The following is a 17,890-nucleotide window of genomic DNA, read 5'->3' on the forward strand; positions in this document are numbered from 1 at the left end:
ATGAACAAAGTGGCATTCATCACCGGCGCCAGCCGGGGTATCGGCCGCGAGGCGGCGCTGGCGTTTGCCCGCGCCGGTTTCGACCTGGCGATCAGCGCCCGAACCCTCAACGAAGGTGAACAACATGAGCACGCCCTGCGCGACGCCGCCGGGGCGCCGCTGGCCGGCAGCCTCAACGGTACTGCTCAGTCTTTGCGCGAGCTTGGTTGCCGGGTACTCGTGGTGCCGATGGACCTGCTCGACAGCGCTTCGGCCCTGGCCGCCTGTCAGGCGGTACTGACCGAGTACGGACGCATCGACGTGCTGATCAACAACGCGATCTACCAAGGCAGCGACCTCAACTCCGGGTTCATGGACCTGCAAGCGCAGACCCTTGAGCGGATGTTCCAGGGTTACATCCTTACCCCGTTCCTGTTGACCCGTGCAGTGGCCGAACACATGGTGACGCGCGGCGGCGGGGTGGTGATCAACGTCACCTCCGGCGCCGGTGAGAGCGACCCGCCGGTGGCGGCGGGCAAGGGTGGCTGGGGATATGCCTATGGCGCGGGCAAGGCGGCAGTGTCGAGGTTGTCCGGGGTGCTGAGTACAGAGCTTGGCGAAGCTGGCGTGCGCGCTTACACCCTCAATCCAGGTGTAGTCACCACCGAAGCGCTCAAGGCTACCATCGGTGACAAAGGGCTGATTGCCCTGCGCGCCGGCAGTGCGCCACCCCATGTACCGGCGGCTGTAATGCTGTGGCTGGCCACCGCCGAACAAGCACCGGCGTTTCAACGCCGCACCATCGCTGCACAACCGTTTGCGCTGGAACACGGCATCGTCGCCGATTGGCGTTGACGAAAGCAGTGTGTCAGTCGCCATAGATGATGACTGGCATGGCCTCTTCGCGGGCAAGCCCGCTCCCACAGGTCCCGTGTTGTACACAGATTTTGTGTACGACGCGAAAACTGTGGGAGCGGGCAAGCCCGCGAAGGCGTCAGAACTGGCGACGAGATCTTTACGCCTGCCGCCGCTGCCGGGCCAGGGTCATGGCGGTGTCTTCGATCATGTCTTCCTGGCCGCCGACCATGCCGCGGCGCCCCATTTCAACGAGGATTTCCCGGGCCGACACGCCGTATTTCTTCTCGGCGCGCTTGGCGAACAGCAGGAACGAACCGTAGACCCCGGCGTAACCCATGGTCAGGGCATCGCGGTCGCTGCGGATCGGGAAGTCCATGATCGGCACCACCAGGTCTTCGGCCACGTCCTGGATACCGAACACGCTCACACCGGTGTCGATGCCCATGCGGTCACACACCGCCACCAGCACCTCCATCGGTGTGTTGCCCGCGCCGGCACCGAGGCCTGCGCAGGCGGCGTCTATGCGGTTGGCCCCGGCGGCAATCGCGGCGATGGAGTTGGAGACGCCCATCGACAGATTGTGGTGGCCATGGAAGCCGATCTCGGTCTCAGGCTTGAGGGCCGCGCGCATCGCCGCCACCCGGGCACTGACGTCATGGGGCAACAGGTAACCCGCCGAGTCGGTCAGGTAGATGCAGTTGGCGCCGTAGCTTTCCATCAGCAAACCTTGCTTGACCAGGCCTTCCGGGCTGTTCATATGGGCCATCATCAGGAAACCGACGGTGTCCATGCCCAAGCCGCGGGCGTGGGAAATGTGCTGTTCGCTGACGTCAGCCTCGGTGCAATGGGTAGCCACGCGAATGGTGTTGACCCCCAGCTCATAGGCCATTTTCAGATGATCGACGGTGCCGATACCCGGCAGCAACAGGGCCGAGACTTTGGCCTTTTTCATCAGCGGGATCACCGCCGACAGATACTCCTCGTCGGTGTGGGCCGGGAAACCGTAATTCACCGAACTGCCGCCCAGGCCGTCGCCGTGGGTCACTTCGATCAGCGGCACGCCCGCCGCGTCGAGGCCGCAGGCGATGTCTTTCATCTGTTGCAGGCTGATCTGGTGGCGCTTGGGGTGCATGCCGTCACGCAGGCACATGTCGTGAACGGTGATGCTTTTGCCGCGAAGATCCATGGTCGGCTCCTTATGCGTGGGCGGTTTGGGCGGTGGCTTGCAGCACCAGTTCGCCCTTGAGGATTTCCTCGGCGAACATCTCGGCGGTGCGCGCGGCGGCGGCAGTCATGATGTCGAGGTTGCCGGCGTACTTGGGCAGGTAGTCGCCCAGGCCTTCGACTTCCATGAAGATCGACACCCGATTGCCGTCGAACACCGGGCCGTTGACCAGCTTGTAGCCGGGCACGTAACGCTGCACTTGTTTGATCATTGCTTCGATGGCCGCGGTGATTGCCGGCTGGTCGGGCTCGCTTTCGGTCAGGCAATGCACGGTGTCGCGCATGATCAGCGGTGGTTCGGCCGGGTTGATGATAATGATCGCCTTGCCTTTCTTCGCGCCGCCGACTTTTTCCACCGCGCTGGAAGTGGTGCGGGTGAACTCGTCGATGTTTTTCCGCGTGCCGGGGCCAACCGATTTCGATGCGGCGGTGGCGATGATTTCGGCGTATTCCACCGGCTGCACGCTGGACACAGCGGCCACCAAAGGAATGGTGGCCTGGCCGCCGCAGGTGACCATGTTGACGTTCATCACGCCCAGGCCCAATTGTGCCTTAAGGTTGACCGGTGGCACGCAGTACGGGCCGATGGCCGCCGGGGTCAGGTCGATCATCAACACGCCCAGGGCATTGAGCTTGCGCGAGTTCTGCGCGTGCACATAGGCAGAGGTGGCGTCGAAGGCGATCTGGATCTGGTCTTCGACGACATGGGGCAGCAGGCCGTCGACGCCGTCGGCAGTGGTCTTCAGGCCCAGCTCGCGGGCCCGTGACAGGCCTTCGGAAGTGGCATCGATGCCGACCATCCACACCGGTTCCAACACCTCGCTGCGCATCAGTTTGTACAGCAGATCGGTGCCGATGTTGCCCGGCCCGATCAGCGCGCATTTGATCTTTTTGCTCATTGTTTTTTGGCTCCTGGGGAGGGAAGGGCGATTCACGGGACAAAGCGCAGGCTGGTTTCGCCCAGCCCGCTCATGGACAGGCTGATGCGGTCGCCGGCGACCACTGGCACCAGCGGTGCCAGGGCACCGGAAAGGATGATTTCGCCACGGCGGAACGGGATGCCCAGCTCGCCCAGGGTATTGGCCAGCCAGGCCACTGCCGCGCAGGGATGACCTTGCACCGCCGAGCCCAGGCCCGAGCCTGCCGGCTGGCCGTTTTTGAGCATTTGCATGTGCACGGCGGCCAGGTCCAGCGAGCGCGGGTCGATCCGCTTGCTGCCGAGGGCGAACACGCCGCAGGAGGCGTTGTCTGCCACGGTGTCCTGGATGCGGATCTGCCAGTCGTGGATCCGCGAATCGACAATCTCGAAGCACGGCACCACCCATTGGCTGGCGGCTAGCACGTCCTCGGCGCTGACGCCCGAGCCGTGCAAGTCTTCGCCGAGGATAAAGGCGATTTCGCCTTCGGCCCGTGGCTGGATCAGGTTGTAGCGGGCCAGGCTGACATCGCTGCCATCCTCGACCTGCATCGCGTCGGTGAGGAAACCGAAGTCCGGTTGGTGGACATCGAGCATTTCCTGCACGGCGCGGCTGGTGACTCCGATTTTCTTGCCGACCACCTGCTCGCCGAGGGCTTCGCGGCGTTGCAGAAAATGCAGGGAAATCCGGTAGGCCTGCTCCAGGGTGATCTGCGGATAGCGCCGGGTCAGGGGCGCCAGGGTCTGGCGGTTGCGCAGGGCGTTGAACAGTTCGTCACCGAGGGCGTTGATCAAATGGGCGTCCATGGCGAGGGCTCCAGATGGATGGGAGAAAAAAAGAGCCCGCCCCAACGTCATCAGGGGGCAGGCCCAAAGGAGTCTGTCAGCCGGGCCAGACCGACGAATCGGCACCGCCATCGACATCGATGATCTTGCCGGTCACCCAGGCCGAAGCGGGGCTTGCCAGGTACAGCGCAGCGGCAGCAATGTCTTGGGGGCTACCCAGGCATTTGAGCGGAGTGGTGTTTTCCATGATCTCGCGCATGGCAGCAGGCATCACGCCGCTCAGCGCTTCAGTAAGAGTGGGGCCTGGGGCGACGGCGTTAACCCGGATCTGCGGCGCAAAGTCCTGGGCCAGCAGGCGGGTCAGGTGGCTGAGGGCGGCCTTGGCCGAGCCGTAAGCGCTGAAATGGCGTTGGGCATAGCGTGCAGCCACCGAGCTGATGTTGATGATGTTGCCGCCACCGGCCTCGCGCATCAGCGGCACGCACAACTGGCAGAAGGCGTAGCTGGTGGCGACGTTGAAGGTCAGCACCTGGGCAAATTGCTCGGGTGTCATCGTCAGCGGATCGTTGGGCCCGCCGCCACCGACATTGTTGACCAGATGAGTGATCCGGCCCATTTGCTCAACGCTTTGACGCACCAGTGCGTGGCGTTGTTCGGCATCGTTGACGTCACAGGCGATGGCCAAGGCGCGCCGGCCCAAGCCACGCACCTCTTCGGCCACTGCCTCTACCTCGTCCAGCGAACGCGCCGAACACACCACATCGGCGCCTGCTTCTGCATACGCCAGGGCAATTGCCCGACCGATACCCCGACCGCTGCCGGTGACGATGGCGACGCTGCCATGCATCTGGAAACGCTGCAAAATACTCATGGCCCTTGCTCCGTGGGGTCGACTTTGGATGCGTTTACTATGGCTGCGGTGATCGAGTGGGGCATCGTCTCAACGGACTAGCGGGGTTGTGTGTACATATCCGTTTCTTCGGTAACGGCCACTTATGGTTCGCCCTTACGACGAGTCACTTGGAAGAGCCCGTAGGAGCGAGCCTGCTCGCGATGGACTTCCAGACAACGCGGTCATTCAGACAGGGCGCGTTATCGTTGGCGACCATCGCGAGCAAGCATCGCTCCTACAGGAGAACGTGTTCACCAGGAACAGGTCGGCTGTCAGGCCCCCTCGCTTTTTCCCAGATAAACACTAGCAGGATCGATAACCCCCCCTAGTCCGCTTTGACGATGAATGATTGTTCGCTCGATCCGATGATCCGTCCCAACTCGCGCAGTGGCGCAGTGAGATCGGGAGAATTGAGTGATGCACAGCATGCGAGAAAAGACCCAGGACGAACGTGATCTGCTGGAACGTGCACGTAGCCTGGTGCCGGCACTCAAGGCACGCACGGCACAGGCCGACAAGGACTTGAAAGTTCCGGTGGAGAGCGTCGTCCAATTACAGTCCGCCGGGCTGCTGCGGGCCCTGCAGCCTCGGGCGTTCGGTGGCTACGAAGTGGACCCGCGAACCTTTTTCGAAATCCAGACCATCCTCGCCGAGGGTTGCATGTCCACGGCCTGGATCTACGGAGTGATGGGGGTCCACCCCTGGCAGCTGGCGCGTTATCCGATCGAAGCGCAGCGCGAAGTCTGGGCTGACGATCATGACGCGCTGATCTGCTCGACCTACATGCCGGCAGCCAGGGTCATGGTAGTCGAAGGCGGTTACCGCATCAGCGGTCGCTGGGGTTTCTCCAGCGGCAGCGAGCACTGCCAGTGGGTGTTTCTGGGCGGCATCCTGCCAGCCGATGGCGAACTGGCCGCCGAGCACGGCACCTTCCTCTTGCCGCGCAGCGACTATCAGATCGAACGCAACTGGGACGTGCTGGGCCTGCGCGGCACCGGCAGCCACGACATCGTGGTCGAGGATATTTTCGTCCCGGCTCATCGCGTGCAACGCACCAATAACTGGACCCTCGAAGCGACCCCCGGGCGCCTGATCAACACCAACCCAATCTACGCGATCCCCTTTGCCCAGGTGTTCTCTCGCGCCGTGTCGACCTCGGCCATCGGCGCCCTGCAGGGTGCGATCAATGAGTTTCGCGATAACGCCGCCAAGCACATCGGCAAGCACGGCGCACGTACCGCTGACGATCCTGTGGCGCAAACCGCGGTTGCCGAAGCGATGGTCACCGTCGACAGCCTGCGTCTGGTACTGGAACGCAACTACGAGCATCTGATGAGTCTGGCCCGTGCCGGCGAATATCCGGATACCGAGACCCGTCTGTTGTATCGCTATCAGTCCGCCTACGTGACCAACATCTGTGCCGAACGGGCCAACGACCTGTTGCGCAGCATGGCCGCCTCGGGGTTGTACAACACCAACCCGGTGGCGCGATTGTTTCGCGACCTGCACCAGGCGCGCGGGCACATCGCCAACAACTACCTGGCCTACGGCCGCAGCTACGGCGCGGTGATGCTCGGCCTGCCCAACCCGGACCCTTACGTCTGAAGCCATGGCGCCTGTATCAAAACCCCTGGGTTACACCTGTCCGTGATGCACGGTCAGGTGGTCATGAGTACCTGACCTATGAATAATTATCTGGCCCTGCGCGTGGCGCGAGTGATCGAGGAAACCGCCGATGCGCGGTCCCTGGTCTTCGACGTGCCGGAGCATTTGGGCGAACGCTTCCACTATCAACCCGGCCAGTTCCTGACCTTGCGCGTGCCCTTCGAGGATGGGTGGCTGCCCCGTTGTTATTCACTGTCCAGCACGCCGTTACTGGACGAGCCGTTGCGGGTCACGGTCAAGCGTGTGCATGAAGGGCGCGCCTCGAACTGGCTGTGCGACGAGTTGCAGGCCGGCCAGAGCCTAGAGGTGTTGCCACCGGCCGGGGTGTTTGTGCCGCGCAGCCTCGAGGGTGACTTGCTGCTGTTCGGCGGTGGCAGTGGCGTGACCCCGGTGCTGTCGATACTGCGTTCGGCATTGCTTGCCGGAACTGGCCGGGTCCTTCTGATCTATGCCAACCGGGATGAGTCCTCGGTGATTTTCAAGGATGAACTCAAGACCTTGGCCAGCGCTCATCCGCAACGCCTGCAAATCGTGCATTGGCTCGACTCGGTGCAGGGCATCCCCAGCGTCGGGCAACTGGCGGAGCTTGCGCGGCCTTTTATCGATGCCCAGGCGTTCATATGTGGTCCGGGCCCGTTCATGGACGCGGCCGTCAGTGCGCTCAAGGGGCTGGGCATGCCGGATCGCCGGGTCCACGTCGAGCGCTTCGTCTCCTTGCCCGGTGAAGGCGAACTGCCTCCTGCGACCAGCAGCGAGGCGGCCGTGGCCGCGCAGTTGGCGGTGCGGCTGGATGGCGAGGACCACCAACTGGCCTGCGACAGCGGCGAGACCGTACTGGCTGCCATGGAGCGTGCTGGCCTGACCCCACCCAGCGCCTGCCGTGTCGGTGGCTGCGCCTCGTGCATGTGCACCCTGGAAAGCGGTGAGGTCGAGTTGCTGCACAACGATGCACTGGATGCGGGGGACTTGGCTGAAGGCTGGATCCTGGCCTGTCAGGCCGTGCCCACGAGCGCGCAACTGCGTATCCGCTTTCCCGATTGATGAGCCCGAGCCCACAATGAATCAGAGCCTGAACCTTGCCGCGCCCCTGAGCGCGACCCCCGCCACCCTGGCCCAGTTGGTCTTCAGCAGTGCCGAACGTTTTGCCGGGCGCACGGCCATCGAGGACAACGGCCAGCGCATCGACTACGCGCAGTTGCCCGAGCGCGTCATGGGCTTTGCCCGAGGCCTGATGGCCTTGGGAATCCAGGCCGGTGACCGGGTAGGCATCTGGGCGCCGAACAGTGCCGAATGGATTCTCGCCGCGCTGGGCATTCAGTGTGCCGGCGCGGTGCTGGTGCCGATCAACACGCGCATGAAGGGCCTTGAGGCCGCCGATGTGCTGGAACGCAGCGGCTGTCGGCTGTTGTTTGTCCAGCAGCGTTTTCTCGAAGTCGACTACCCGGCGCTGCTCGCGCCCCATCGGCCGGCTAGCCTTGAACACCTGGTGATACTTGATGGCAAAACGCCCGGAATGTCGTCGGACCTGCCCCTTGCCCAATTTCTGCTCGGCGCTGCGACCATCGATGCCGACAGTGCCAGGCGGCGGGCAATGGCGATCGGCCCCGAAGCCATGTGCGACCTTTTGTTCACCTCCGGTACTACCGGCAAACCAAAGGGCGTCATGAGCGGGCATGGCCAGAACCTGCGGGCCTTCAGCGAATACGTCAAGGTCATTGGCCTGATGCCGCAAGACCGTTACTTGATCGTCAACCCGTTCTTCCATGCCTTTGGCTACAAAGCCGGCTGGCTGACTTGCCTGATCGGCGGGGCGACTATCCTGCCCCATGCGGTGTTCGATGCCGAACAGGTATTCCAGCGCATCGCCCGCGAGCGCATCAGCGTCCTGCCCGGTGCGCCGACCCTTTACCTCTCTCTGCTGGCCCATCCGCTGCTCAAGCAAACTGACCTGTCGAGTCTGCGCATCGCGGTAACCGGTTCGGCGAGCATTCCGCCGAGCCTGATCGAGCGCATGCGTAGTGAGTTGGGATTTGCCGTGGTGACCACTGCCTACGGCCTGACCGAGTGCGGTGGGCTGGCGACGATCTGCGATCCACAAGACTCGGCGCAAGTGATTGCCGGTACCAGCGGGCGGCCGATCGCCGGCACCGAAGTGAGCATACGCGACCCGCACAACCAGGCGCTGGGCGCAGGGCAGACCGGCGAGATCTGCCTGCGCGGTTTCCACATCATGCAGGGCTATTTCCAGAACCCCGAAGCGACCCGCGAAGCCATCGACGCTGACGGCTGGCTGCACACAGGTGATGTCGGGCGGCTGGATCAGGAAGGCAACCTGATCATTACCGACCGCCTGAAGGACATGTTCATTGTCGGTGGTTTCAACTGCTACCCGGCGGAAATTGAAGCGGCGCTGATCAGACACCCGGCGATTGCTCAGGTGGCGGTGATCGGCATCGCTGATGAACGCATGGGCGAGGTCGGCTGTGCCTGCGTGGTACTGCGTGAAGGTAACGAGCTTGACCAGGCGCAACTGATCGCCTGGAGCCGAGAGCAGATGGCCAATTACAAGGTGCCGCGCCAGGTTCGTTTTTTTCGTGCTTTGCCACTCAACCCGTCGAGCAAGGTAGCGAAGAACGAACTGCGCGCGATGGTCACCAGCGGCGCTCCGACATGAGCTGCGCTCATCTCACCAAACGGACGATGTGCGCCACGGCGGTTTTTTTCATGCTGAGGCGGCACAAGTAAAAACAACAAAAAAGGAGAGGAGCATGTTTACCCGAAATCTGATTGCGCACCGCCCGGGGAGTCTGTTTGAGGGTCGCTGCCTGTTGGCAACGGTCATCACCTTCATCAGTGCCGCGGCCAGTGCTGCGCCGAGCATCGAACTGGGGGAAGACACCACCCTGGATTCGTCGCTGACGGTCAATTACACCGCGTCCATGCGTACCGCCAAACAGGCCAGTCAATACCTCAACGACCCGAACAACGACGACGGCACCCGCAACTTCAAGCGCGGCTCGTTGATCAACAACCGCCTGAGCCTGTTTGGCGAGTTGCAACTCAGGCACGACAACCTCGGTGCGGTGTTGCGCGGCAGTCAGTTCTACGACGACGTTTACAACCAGAAAAACGCCAATGACTCGCCGCAGACGGTGAACAAGACCGGCCACAACGACGGCTTCAGCGACGAAACCCGACGCCTTAGCGGCAGCATGGCGCGACTGCTCGATGCGTATGTGTATGGCAATTTCGATGTCGGCGAGACCCAGTACCTGTCGCTCAAGGCCGGCCGGCATCTGGTGGCCTGGGGCGAGAGCCTGTTCTGGGCCAACATCAGCCAGGGGCAGGCCCCGGTGGATGCCACCAAATTCAACGTGCCGGGTACGGAGGCCAAGGACTCGTATCTGCCGGTGGGGCAGGTGTCCGGGTCGTGGTCGCTCAATGAGGATCTTGCGCTGGTCGGCTACTACCAGTACGAGTGGGAAAAGACCGATCTCAACCCCGTGGGTGACTACTTCGGAAGCGACACCTTCGGTCCCGGTGCCGAGTTCTTTCGTCTGGGCGTCGGGCAGATCGGCAGTCTGCCCAACGGCCTGGCGGTCGGTTATGCCGGTGAAAAAGACGCCAGCGACAGTGGGCAATGGGGGCTGGGTGTGCGCTACCGGGTCACCGAGAACACGGAAGTGGGGCTGTTCCATTATCGCTATAACGAACGCGTCGGTTCGTTGTTCTTCGACTTCACCGGTACCACCCAATACTCGTCGCTCAAGGGCATCGGTCATGACGGCACCGCGCCGTCCTATCGCCTGGGCTACTTCGAAGACGTCGAGCTGACCGGGATCAGCTTCAGCTCCAAGGTTGGCGACTCGGTGCAGTACGCCGGTGACCTGAGCTATCGCGACGGTGCCTCGGTGTACCTGAACAATGGAGCGCCGACCACCGGGCAGATCTGGCAAGGCAACCTCAACGCCATGTACATCCTGGGGCCAAGCCTGCTCGCCCAGCAGACCACTTTCATGGGCGAAGTGGTGCATCAACACATCGACGGAGTCGACAGCCTGACCATCACCGGCGGCGGAGTCGGCGTGGACGGCACGTTCGACAAGTTCGAGTCGAAAACCCAGACCCGAGGCTCAAGCCTGCTTGGTGTTGGCGTCTACATGGACTACCCATCCATCGCCAACGGCCTGGACCTGAGCACCAAGCTGGTCTGGACGCAGAACATCGACGGCAGCGCCTACCAGGGCCTGGGTCGTGACGAGAAACGCCTGACCGTGGGTGGCGACTTCAAATACCTGGGCAACTTCCAGGTCGGCATGACCTATATCGCCTACCTGAGCTCGCCAGACGTTGCCCAGGGTCGCTTGCTGGCCGACCGCGATTACCTGTCACTCAACGCCAAGTACACCTTTTGATGATCAAGGCTGCGTCGCGATGTGGCGACGCAGCCCTTAATTTTCAGCCTGATAAGAATAAAGAGAGGCCTGTCATGAATCCTCGTCCAACCCCGTCAGCGTTCAGCGCTATTGCGATTGGCCCACTGACCCTGAAAAACCGCTTTATAAAGGCCGCGACCAACGAAGGCATGAGTGCAGGGGGGGTACCTTCCAAGCAACTGGTCAAGCTGCATTCGGCCCTGGTCGCGGGTGGCACTGCTCTGACCACCGTGGCTTATTGCGCTGTGAGTAGCGATGGTCGCACCCTGCCCAATCAATTAATCCTCGCCCCATCCAGCGTGCCGCACTTCAAGGCGCTGACCGACGCCGTGCACCAGTGCGGTGGACTGGCCAGCGCGCAGATCACCCACGGCGGTTGCTTTACCTTTATTCGCGAGCGCTCGACCAAGCGTCCGCTTTCGGCCAGCGGTGGCTTTAACAAGATTGGCCTGATGAGCGGGATGTTCCTCAAGCAGGCGATGAACGAAGCCGACATGCAACAAGTGGTGCGCGATTTCGCCCAAGGCGCGCGTTTGGCACGTCAGGCTGGCTTCGATGCGGTGGAAATCCACATGGGCCACGGCTACTTGCTGAGCCAGTTCATTTCGCCGATGTACAACAAGCGCCGCGACCAGTACGGCGGCAGCCTGGAAAATCGCCTGCGGTTTCCGCGCCGGGTACTGCGCGCCGTGCTGGAAGCGGTCGGCACGGAAATGGCGGTGATCTGCAAGTACAGCATTACCGAAGGCGTGCGCGCCGGTAACAGCGCCGAAGACGGAGCGCAGATCGCCCGCATGCTGGAAGAAGAGGGCGCGCATCTGCTGGTACTCAGCGCCGGGATGAACGCCGAATCGATCACCACTATGTTTGGTTCTTCGTTCCCAAAGGAAAACCGCGTGCAGCAGAAGAACAAGATCATCGCCCTGGCGATGGCTATCCAGCGTCGCAAAGAGCCGACCGTGGAGTTCCGTGAACTGTATCTGCTCGAACATGCGCGCAAGGTGCGGGAGGCGGTAAAAATGCCGCTGGCTTACCTGGGCGGTGCCAAGAGCCTGGCGAGTATCGAAAAGATCATGGCCGAGGGCTTTGACCTGGTTGCCATGGGGCGGGTGTTGCTGGCTGAAAATGACTACGTCAACAAACTCGCCAGCGGCGCCAGTCGAGACTCTATCTGCACCGCCTGCAACCGCTGTGTGGCCATGATGTACACCCCCGGCGGCACCTCCTGCGTACTGGGCCAGCCCGGTGATGCCGTGTTGAACAGCCAGAAGGCGGCGGAGTGACAGATACACCTGCACTTGGTTCGCCTGTAGGAGCCGGCTTGCTGGCGATGCGGTGGTGAAGCTGACGCCGTCATCGCTGGCAAGCCTCGCTCACCGCTTCGCCCGGATCAACCGTGCTGCAGGAACTCGATGCAACTGCGGTTGAACAGTTCTCGGTGTTCCACCTGGACCCAATGGCCGCAGCGGTTGAGGACGATAAAGCGGGCATTCGGCGCTCCGTCGATGATGCGCTGGGCGCCGCTGATCGGGTTGAAGTGATCGTTGTTGCCCCAGAAACCGAGGATCGGGCACTCGATCTCACCCAGGCGTGATTCCATGTTCTGCACCATCATCGTGCTGAACAGATTCTTCGGTTGGGTCACTGCCACCGCCACGCGCTCTTGCAGCAGGCTTTCAGGCAGGATCGAAGCATCGAACAACTGCAGGCTCATCATGCTGCGCATCTGCTCCATGCCAATGGGGCCTGCGCTGAACAGAGAGATCATGCGCACGATGCCTTCCATCTTGAAGTAGGTTTCCCGCTCCTCGACACCGCCCGGTGCCAGCAGGATCAGGCTCTGCGGCAGTTGCGGCAAGCGCAAGGCCAGACCCAGGGCAATCGCGCCGCCCAGTGAGTTACCCAGCAGCGTGCATCGCCGCACACCGATAGCCTCGAGGAACGCTGCCACGCAGTCGACGAAGAAATCCAGGTTGTACTGCACATCCTCGGGTTTGTCCGAGCGACCGAAACCCGGAAGGTCGAGCACGATGTTGCGATAGCCCGCGGCGACCAGTTGCGGATAGTTGCCCTTGAAGTTGCTGAAACCACTGGCGCCGGGCCCACTGCCGTGCAGCCACAGCACCACGGGGCCTGCGCCCTCATCCAGATAGTGCAGGTGCAGGCCGTTGGGCAGGCTGGCGTATTGGCCTACGGGCAGGGGCAGATCTACGGGTTGGTTCATGGAGTTCTCCATTGATGGTCGATTCATGAAGCACAGCCGCGCCAGCCGCTGCAACGCAATGAAGGGGAATACAGCGCCTGGCGTGGTGCGCGCCTTGCGAATGCTGGGCGCTGATCGGGTTATCCACATCGTCCGTTCAGACCACGCGGCGATAGTCCCATCGGACGATGTGGCCCCGGGTGCTTGCCGCTAATCATGCAGGGGACGGCGCCACTGCAAGGGCAGCGGGCCGCAGCGTATTTGCACACTAGGAGATTGCTATGAAGTTACTCAACAAAGTGGCTTTTGTGACAGGCGCCGGGCAGGGCATGGGTCAGGCCATCGTGCGTGGCTTTGTCGCCGAAGGCGCCAGCGTGGTGGCTGTCGACCTGAATCAGACGTCCCTGGCCGAAAGCCTGGCAGACCTCGGTGACAAGGTCCTGGCCCTGTCCTGCAACGTCGGTGACAGCGCCTCCGTGGCCGATGCCATGGGCCAGGCCGAGCAACACTTCGGCGGCCTCGACATCCTGGTCAACAACGCTGGCGTGGGCGGGCTGGACAGCTTCCTCGAAACCCCGGACGAGAGCTGGGCGCGAGTGATCGGCGTCAACCTGGGCGGCACGTTCCTGTGCTGCCGTGAGGGCGCAAAACTGATGGTCAAGGGTGGTCGCAAGGGCGCGATCATCAACCTCTCCAGCACCGCCGCACTGACCGGTGACGGTCCAAGCCACTACTGCGCCTCGAAAGCCGGAGTGATGGGCCTGACCCGTTCGATCGCCCGTGAACTGGCGGCCAGCGGCATCCGCGTCAACACCTTGGTGCCAGGGCCGACCAACACGCCGATGATGGCCGGCATCCCTGATGAATACATGCAGGCTCTGCTGAAAAACGTGCCCCTGGGGCGCATGTGCGAGACCGACGAGATCGCCAAAGTCGCGGTGTTCCTGGCCAGCGAAGACGCCAGTTTCATGACCGGGCAGAACATCGCCGTCAACGGCGGCATGGCCTTTATCTGATCAGGGAGTCACCCATGAGCAAGCGTTTACAAGGAAAAATCGCCTTCGTTACCGGCGCCGGTTCCGGCATCGGCGAAGCCACTGCACTGCGATTCGCCGAAGAGGGTGCGACGGTGGTGCTGTGCGGGCGCCGCATCGAGCCGCTGCAAGGCGTGCTGGAAAAAATCCGTGCCCAAGGTGGCCAGGCCGAGATCGCCGTGGCCGATGTCAGCGATGAGCATGCCTACGTCGGCGCGTTGCAAGCCACGGCTCAGCGCCACGGTCGCCTGGATATTCTGGTCAACAACGCGATGGCCTACACTTGGGGTGGCATCGACACCATGACCACCGCCGACTGGCACGCCAACTTCACCACCACCGTCGACGGCACCTTCTGGGGCACCCGCACGGCGATGCAGTTGATGAAGGAGCAGGGGGGCGGTTCGATCGTCAACATCGCTTCGATCTGTGGCCTGTTCGGCACCGCGTGGATGGCTGGTTACTCGGCGGCCAAGGCCGCTGTGATCAATTTCAGCCGGGCGGCGGCCAGTGAAGGTGCGCCCAATAATATTCGTTGCAACGTGATCATCCCGGGCGTGGTCGACACCCCGGCCACAGCCGGCATGCTGGGCGACGCCAAGACTCGCGGCAACACCGAAAAAGTAATTCCGATGAAACGGGTCGGCCTGCCGGTGGAGTTGGCCAACGCCATCCTGTTCCTGGCCAGCGACGAGGCTTCGTATGTCACCGGTGCCAGCCTGGCCGTGGACGGCGGACGCGGTTCGGACCTGTACACGGTGCTCGACTGATGGGCCTGGAATCCGCCGCGCTGCTTGAGCGCATAGACCGCCTGGAGTCGTTGGACGCTATCCGCCAACTGGCAGGCAAGTACGCCCTGGCTCTGGACATGCGTGACATGGATGCAATGGCCAACTGCTTCGCCCCGGACGTGCGCGTGGGCCGCGACAAGAGCGGTCGCGCGCACCTCAAGGTGTGGCTGGACGAAACCATGCGCAAGCAGTTCCACGGCACTTCCCATCACCTGGGGCAGCACATCATCGAGTTCAGCGATGCCGATCACGCCACAGGTGTGGTCTATTCCAAGAACGAGCATGAAACCGGTCCCGAATGGGTGATCATGCAGATGCTGTACTGGGACGACTACGAGCGGATCGACGGGCGCTGGTGCTTCCGTCGCCGCTTGCCGTGCTACTGGTACGCGACCGACCTGAACAAGCCACCAATTGGCGGCCTGAAAATGCGTTGGCCAGGGCGTGAGCCGTACGCCGGCACCTTCCATGAGTTGTTTCCGTCGTGGGATGCGTTCTGGGCGCAACGTCCGGACAAGGACGCTTTGCCGCAGATCGCCGAGCCGGCACCACTGGAAGGCTTCCTCAGCACCCTGCGCCGTGGGGCGCACGACCCGAAAATACGGGTGCGCTGAACAATCAGGGCGGCCCGTGCAGGTGCCGCCCTTTTTTTCTTGCGTGACGGCATACCCCCTTGAGAGCGAGCCGGCTCGCTCCCTCAGGTTTGTAGAACTGTTCAGATCATGCGTTTACCCGTGCTTCGCGCGGCATGCCCAGCGCCCGTTCGGCAATCACGTTGCGCTGGATTTCATTGCTGCCGCCGTAAATGGTATCGGAGCGGGTGAACAGAAACAGCGACTGCAGGCGGCTGAGCTGGTAGGGCGCGGCGTCGAGGATTTCCCCGGCATCGCCCAGCACATCCATGGCCAGTTTGCCCAGATCGCTGTGCCAGGTGGACCAGGCCAGTTTGTAGATCATCGCTTCACGACTCAGGCTGCCGTCTTGCGGACCTGAAAGCATGCGCAGTGAGTTGTAGCGCAACACCTTGAGACCGGCCCAGGCCTGGGCGATGCGCTGGCGCAATAGCGGGTCGCGGGCAGTGCCGTTGGCGCGGGCGATGCGGATGATTTCGTCGAGTTCGTTGTGGAACTGCATCTGCTGGCCCAGCGTCGATACGCCGCGCTCGAACCCCAACAGTGCCATGGCAATCTTCCAGCCATCGCCCGGTTGACCGATCAGGTTGTCGGCATGGGTAACAGTTTGGTCGAAGAACACCTCGTTGAATTCACTGGTACCGGTCAATTGCTGGATCGGTTGCACGCGGATGCTGTCCTGGGCCATCGGCACCAGCAGGAACGACAAACCATGATGGCCCTGGCTGCCAGGTTCGGTGCGCGCCAGCACGAAACACCAGTCGGCCTCGTGGGCCAGGGAGGTCCAGACCTTTTGCCCGCTGATCAACCAGTGCTCGCCCGTGGTATCCAGCTTCGCCCGGGTCTGCACGTTGGCCAGGTCCGAGCCTGCACCCGGCTCCGAGTAGCCCTGGCACCAGAACTGGCTGCCGTCGAGGATGCCGGGCAACATGCGTTGCTGTTGGGCCGCAGTGCCGAAGGCAGCGAGTGTCGGGCCGACCAGGCCTTCGCCGATATGGCCCATGCGCCCGGGGCCACCGGCGCGGGCATATTCCTCGTGGAAGATTACCTGCTGGCTGATCGACAGTCCGCGTCCGCCGTGTTCCTTCGGCCAGCCAACGCCGATCCAGCCACCGCCGGCAAGCCGGCGTTCCCAGGCTTTACGCTCTTCAGGGAAACTGTGCTCATCCCCCGGGCCGCCGCGAAAGCGCAACGGCGCAAACTCGCCGCTCAGGTGTTCGGCCAGCCACTGGGCGACCTCCTCGCGAAACACTTCATCTGCACCACTGAAACCGATTTTCATGCTTTCTCTCCCAAAAGGTGCGCGGCCAGACGCTCGCGGTGCAGCGCCGGGCTACCCAACAGATGCTCACCAGCGCGGGCTCGTTTGAAGTACAGGTGTGGGTCGTATTCCCAGGTAAAACCGACGCCGCCATGCAGCTGGATCGACTCGGCCGCGCAATGGAAAAACGCTTCGCTGGCATGGATTTTCGCGGTCGCGGCGGCTTGCTCAAGTTCGCGGGTCACAGCGGCATCGCCATTCGGGTCGAGGCGTTCCTGAGCCACGCAGGCGGCGTAGTAGGCCGCCGAACGGGCGCACTCGACTTGCAGCATCATGTCGGCACAACGGTGTTTGATCGCCTGAAAACTGGCAATCGTGCGTTTGAATTGTCGGCGTTCGGCAATGTACGCCAGGGTCAGGTCCAAGGCCTGTTGCGCGCCGCCCGTTTGCTCGGCAGCAAGCCCGATGGCGGCGATCAGCAGGGTGTCGCGCAGCACCGCCCAGCCTTGCTCGGGGCCGCAAAGCAACTGTGCCTCGCCGACCGACACCCGATGCAGTTCAATGCGTGCCAGGCGACGGGTCTGGTCAAGAGTAGCCAGGGGCGTGCGGATCACACCCGGCGAATCGCCAGGCAAGACGAACAGGCTGATGCCATGTTCGCCCTGTGAACCAGGGGCACGGGCGGCGACGATCAGCAGGTCGGCCGAGGCGCCATCGATGACTTGTGTGTACTGACCCTCAAGGGTCCAACCTCCCGGGCACGGCTCGGCCACGGCTTGAACACTGCATGCCTCGAGTCCTGGAACGCTGGCAAAGGCCAGGGTGGCGCGGGTTTCGCCGGCGGCAATCGCCCCCAGCCAATGCTCTTGCACGCTCTCGTTGTGCCCCAGCAAGAGGGCCGGCGTGGCGAGGCACGCCGTGGCGAATAGTGGCGAGCCCAGCAGGTAGCGACCGCTTTGCTCCAGCAGGATCGCCAGTTCGACAAAACCCAGGCCCATGCCGCCAAAGCGCTCGGGCACCATCAACGCGGGCCAATACAGCTCCTGGCCGATCCGCCGCCAAACCTCGGGGTCATGCGCATCCGGGCGGTTCATAGCGGCGCGCACGGCATGCGAGTCGCTGGCCTGAGCGAGAAAACGCTCGGCGCTGTCGCGAATCATCAGGTGCTCTTCGGTAAAAGCGAACTCCATGGGGGCGGTCTCTGCAAGGCGGA

Annotated in this window: 16 protein-coding genes; 9 read left to right on the forward strand and 7 right to left on the reverse strand. The window is 62.8% G+C overall.

All coding sequences use genetic code 11. The annotated features are described in order from the left end of the window. A complete protein-coding gene (locus tag ASE98_RS22205; RefSeq protein WP_060543459.1) occupies positions 1-834 on the forward strand; it encodes an SDR family NAD(P)-dependent oxidoreductase in 834 nt (277 codons plus the stop codon). 160 nt (positions 835-994) lie between these two features. Here the strand turns inward: ASE98_RS22205 and dmpG are convergent, their stop codons facing one another. The 4 genes from dmpG to ASE98_RS22225 form a co-directional block, all read right to left on the reverse strand. Continuing rightward, positions 995-2,023: a 4-hydroxy-2-oxovalerate aldolase gene (gene dmpG / locus ASE98_RS22210; protein WP_060543460.1), complete on the reverse strand. Its 1,029-nt coding sequence runs from the start codon at positions 2,021-2,023 to the stop codon at positions 995-997. Between the two features lie 10 nt (positions 2,024-2,033). After that, positions 2,034-2,960: an acetaldehyde dehydrogenase (acetylating) gene (locus ASE98_RS22215; RefSeq protein WP_060543461.1), complete on the reverse strand. Its 927-nt coding sequence runs from the start codon at positions 2,958-2,960 to the stop codon at positions 2,034-2,036. A gap of 32 nt (positions 2,961-2,992) precedes the next feature. Beyond that, positions 2,993-3,784 (reverse strand): fumarylacetoacetate hydrolase family protein, encoded by a 792-nt coding sequence (locus tag ASE98_RS22220; protein WP_060543462.1) that lies wholly within the window; start codon positions 3,782-3,784, stop codon positions 2,993-2,995. A gap of 76 nt (positions 3,785-3,860) precedes the next feature. Further along, the gene (locus ASE98_RS22225; protein WP_060543463.1) at positions 3,861-4,634 is read right to left on the reverse strand and encodes a glucose 1-dehydrogenase; all 774 of its coding nucleotides are present in this window, start codon (positions 4,632-4,634) and stop codon (positions 3,861-3,863) included. A gap of 438 nt (positions 4,635-5,072) precedes the next feature. Here ASE98_RS22225 and ASE98_RS22230 point away from each other — a divergent pair, with 438 nt between their 5' ends. From ASE98_RS22230 to ASE98_RS22250, 5 genes are all read left to right on the forward strand, one after another. Beyond that, a complete protein-coding gene (locus ASE98_RS22230) occupies positions 5,073-6,260 on the forward strand; it encodes an acyl-CoA dehydrogenase family protein (RefSeq protein WP_060543464.1) in 1,188 nt (395 codons plus the stop codon). A 78-nt stretch (positions 6,261-6,338) separates the two neighbouring features. Further along, positions 6,339-7,361 carry a ferredoxin--NADP reductase gene (locus ASE98_RS22235; RefSeq protein WP_060543465.1) on the forward strand — a complete coding sequence of 341 codons (1,023 nt, stop codon included), beginning with the start codon at positions 6,339-6,341 and terminating at the stop codon, positions 7,359-7,361. Between the two features lie 16 nt (positions 7,362-7,377). Next, positions 7,378-8,994: a FadD3 family acyl-CoA ligase gene (locus ASE98_RS22240; protein ID WP_060543466.1), complete on the forward strand. Its 1,617-nt coding sequence runs from the start codon at positions 7,378-7,380 to the stop codon at positions 8,992-8,994. A gap of 94 nt (positions 8,995-9,088) precedes the next feature. Next, on the forward strand, positions 9,089-10,735 hold the full coding sequence (locus tag ASE98_RS22245) for a DUF1302 domain-containing protein (RefSeq protein WP_060543467.1): 1,647 nt from the start codon (positions 9,089-9,091) through the stop codon (positions 10,733-10,735). Between the two features lie 74 nt (positions 10,736-10,809). Continuing rightward, positions 10,810-12,039: an NADH:flavin oxidoreductase gene (locus ASE98_RS22250; protein WP_060543468.1), complete on the forward strand. Its 1,230-nt coding sequence runs from the start codon at positions 10,810-10,812 to the stop codon at positions 12,037-12,039. 107 nt (positions 12,040-12,146) lie between these two features. Here the strand turns inward: ASE98_RS22250 and ASE98_RS22255 are convergent, their stop codons facing one another. Further along, complete coding sequence (locus tag ASE98_RS22255; protein ID WP_060543469.1) at positions 12,147-12,980, reverse strand: alpha/beta fold hydrolase; 834 nt, start codon at positions 12,978-12,980, stop codon at positions 12,147-12,149. Between the two features lie 260 nt (positions 12,981-13,240). Here ASE98_RS22255 and ASE98_RS22260 point away from each other — a divergent pair, with 260 nt between their 5' ends. The 3 genes from ASE98_RS22260 to ASE98_RS22270 are packed head-to-tail and all read left to right on the forward strand — an operon-like array spanning position 13,241 to position 15,398. Further along, positions 13,241-13,975, forward strand: a complete 735-nt coding sequence (locus ASE98_RS22260) for an SDR family NAD(P)-dependent oxidoreductase (protein ID WP_060543470.1) — start codon at positions 13,241-13,243, stop codon at positions 13,973-13,975. A gap of 14 nt (positions 13,976-13,989) precedes the next feature. After that, the gene (locus tag ASE98_RS22265; RefSeq protein WP_060543471.1) at positions 13,990-14,763 is read left to right on the forward strand and encodes an SDR family NAD(P)-dependent oxidoreductase; all 774 of its coding nucleotides are present in this window, start codon (positions 13,990-13,992) and stop codon (positions 14,761-14,763) included. Between the two features lie 5 nt (positions 14,764-14,768). Further along, the gene (locus ASE98_RS22270; protein WP_060543607.1) at positions 14,769-15,398 is read left to right on the forward strand and encodes a nuclear transport factor 2 family protein; all 630 of its coding nucleotides are present in this window, start codon (positions 14,769-14,771) and stop codon (positions 15,396-15,398) included. 106 nt (positions 15,399-15,504) lie between these two features. Here ASE98_RS22270 and ASE98_RS22275 read toward each other — a convergent pair whose 3' ends face one another. Both ASE98_RS22275 and ASE98_RS22280 read right to left on the reverse strand, forming a co-directional pair. Continuing rightward, entirely contained in the window at positions 15,505-16,698 is a 1,194-nt protein-coding gene (locus tag ASE98_RS22275; protein ID WP_060543472.1) for an acyl-CoA dehydrogenase family protein, read from the reverse strand. After that, the gene (locus ASE98_RS22280; RefSeq protein ID WP_060543473.1) at positions 16,695-17,867 is read right to left on the reverse strand and encodes an acyl-CoA dehydrogenase family protein; all 1,173 of its coding nucleotides are present in this window, start codon (positions 17,865-17,867) and stop codon (positions 16,695-16,697) included. The genes ASE98_RS22275 and ASE98_RS22280 overlap by 4 nt, the downstream gene beginning before the upstream one ends. Positions 17,868-17,890 lie beyond the last annotated feature (23 nt).

This window comes from Pseudomonas sp. Leaf48, from assembly GCF_001421885.1.
Classification (GTDB): Bacteria; Pseudomonadota; Gammaproteobacteria; order Pseudomonadales; family Pseudomonadaceae; genus Aquipseudomonas.

Coding starts and splice junctions, on each gene's coding strand:
- ASE98_RS22205 (WP_060543459.1), top strand. CDS start 1: ATGAACAAAGTGGCATTCATCACCGGCGCCAGCCGGGGTATCGGCCGC.
- dmpG (WP_060543460.1), bottom strand. CDS start 2,023: ATGGATCTTCGCGGCAAAAGCATCACCGTTCACGACATGTGCCTGCGT.
- ASE98_RS22215 (WP_060543461.1), bottom strand. CDS start 2,960: ATGAGCAAAAAGATCAAATGCGCGCTGATCGGGCCGGGCAACATCGGC.
- ASE98_RS22220 (WP_060543462.1), bottom strand. CDS start 3,784: ATGGACGCCCATTTGATCAACGCCCTCGGTGACGAACTGTTCAACGCC.
- ASE98_RS22225 (WP_060543463.1), bottom strand. CDS start 4,634: ATGAGTATTTTGCAGCGTTTCCAGATGCATGGCAGCGTCGCCATCGTC.
- ASE98_RS22230 (WP_060543464.1), top strand. CDS start 5,073: ATGCACAGCATGCGAGAAAAGACCCAGGACGAACGTGATCTGCTGGAA.
- ASE98_RS22235 (WP_060543465.1), top strand. CDS start 6,339: ATGAATAATTATCTGGCCCTGCGCGTGGCGCGAGTGATCGAGGAAACC.
- ASE98_RS22240 (WP_060543466.1), top strand. CDS start 7,378: ATGAATCAGAGCCTGAACCTTGCCGCGCCCCTGAGCGCGACCCCCGCC.
- ASE98_RS22245 (WP_060543467.1), top strand. CDS start 9,089: ATGTTTACCCGAAATCTGATTGCGCACCGCCCGGGGAGTCTGTTTGAG.
- ASE98_RS22250 (WP_060543468.1), top strand. CDS start 10,810: ATGAATCCTCGTCCAACCCCGTCAGCGTTCAGCGCTATTGCGATTGGC.
- ASE98_RS22255 (WP_060543469.1), bottom strand. CDS start 12,980: ATGAACCAACCCGTAGATCTGCCCCTGCCCGTAGGCCAATACGCCAGC.
- ASE98_RS22260 (WP_060543470.1), top strand. CDS start 13,241: ATGAAGTTACTCAACAAAGTGGCTTTTGTGACAGGCGCCGGGCAGGGC.
- ASE98_RS22265 (WP_060543471.1), top strand. CDS start 13,990: ATGAGCAAGCGTTTACAAGGAAAAATCGCCTTCGTTACCGGCGCCGGT.
- ASE98_RS22275 (WP_060543472.1), bottom strand. CDS start 16,698: ATGAAAATCGGTTTCAGTGGTGCAGATGAAGTGTTTCGCGAGGAGGTC.
- ASE98_RS22280 (WP_060543473.1), bottom strand. CDS start 17,867: ATGGAGTTCGCTTTTACCGAAGAGCACCTGATGATTCGCGACAGCGCC.